The sequence below is a fragment of the Paraburkholderia sp. 31.1 genome (genome assembly GCF_014397645.1).
Lineage (GTDB): Bacteria > Pseudomonadota > Gammaproteobacteria > Burkholderiales > Burkholderiaceae > Paraburkholderia > Paraburkholderia tuberum.
Genome location: NZ_VZQN01000159.1, coordinates 1 through 1,242 on the forward strand (window position 1 = coordinate 1; position 1,242 = coordinate 1,242).

At 64.6% G+C, this 1,242-nt stretch carries 1 protein-coding gene and 1 pseudogene; both read left to right on the plus strand.

The window, feature by feature from the left end; translation table 11 throughout:
* Window positions 1-35 precede the first annotated feature (35 nt).
* Entirely contained in the window at window positions 36-656 is a 621-nt protein-coding gene (locus tag F6X37_RS35760; RefSeq protein WP_187614669.1) for a YmfQ family protein, read from the plus strand.
* Window positions 657-667: 11 nt separating this feature from the next.
* Window positions 668-1,242: pseudogene (locus F6X37_RS35765) on the plus strand (hypothetical protein); the annotation flags it as partial.

A 1,242-nucleotide genomic window follows, 5' to 3' on the forward strand; every position in this document is an offset into this window, starting at 1 on the left:
CCGGCCGGTGCGCTCGCGGTGCCCGGTGAGGTTACGTGGTCGTAACTGACATGAACCCGGCGCGCTACAGCCGCGCGGACTACGCAGGCGCATTGCGGCGACTGCTACCGCGTGGACGCGTCTGGACGCGCGAGGACAGCGGCACACAGGCAGCCGTACTCGATGCGCTCGCGAACACACCCGCCACGGTCGACCGCGACGCGCTCACGCTGATCGCAGGCTCGTTCCCGGCGACAGCCGACGCGCTGCTACCCGAATGGAACGCTTCGCTTGCGCTGCCTGATCCATGTTTTGGGCCGTTCGACTCGGACGACGAGAACCGGCTACAGATCGTCGCGCGACTGATCGGCACAGGTGGGCAGTCCATCGACTATTTCAGGGCGCTCGCCGCGACACTCGGCTACACGATCACGATTACGGAATTTGCCGTTCACCACGTCATGCGCACCGTCACCGCACCGCTTGCCGATACCGACTGGGCGCATGGCTGGCTGGTCGATGTCATCAGCGCGCCGCCGCCGCGATGGAACACGGTCGCGGACACCGTAGACAATCCGCTCTCCGCCTGGGGCACGTCGCCGACGCTGACGATGATCGAGTGTCTGCTGCGTCGCTACGCGCCTGCACAGTCGGTCGTGGCGTTCTCCCATCACTGAGAGGTATCGACGTGGATCGCTATTGGGAAGCGAATAGCGTCGCCCAGGCGCCAGCCGTGCCCGCCGATAACGAGGGCGGCTTTCCGACAGACGGCAGTCTGCCTGCGGCGATTGCGCCGACGACGCCGGGTGCGTGGTGGTTTCATTCGATCACCGAGGAACTACGCAATGCCATCGTCGCGCTCGGCGCATCGCCCGACTATACGAAGGTCGATCAACTCGCGCAGGCGCTGCTTGCGGCGCTCGCGCATCTCGCCGTTTCTATCAGATATGAAGACGTGATCGGGACGCCTGCACCGCTCGGATTCACGCCCGTGGAGCAAGGCGGCGGCGTGAGCCAGGGCACCAACAAGCTCCATATCGGATGGCGAACCAACGGGAGCGGGCTGGGTGTCACGGTTGACCAGACCGACGAGGGCAATGTGGTCTTCGACGCTGAGCTGCAGGGCAACGTCAGCAACCTGCAAAACAACATCAACAACGTGAACAACGCGGTGAACGATCTGCGGGGCCAGGTGGGCGGCGCATGGACACCGGCCAACCTGCAACCGCTCAGCGGAAATGGAATCGGGTGGGTAGCGTTCAT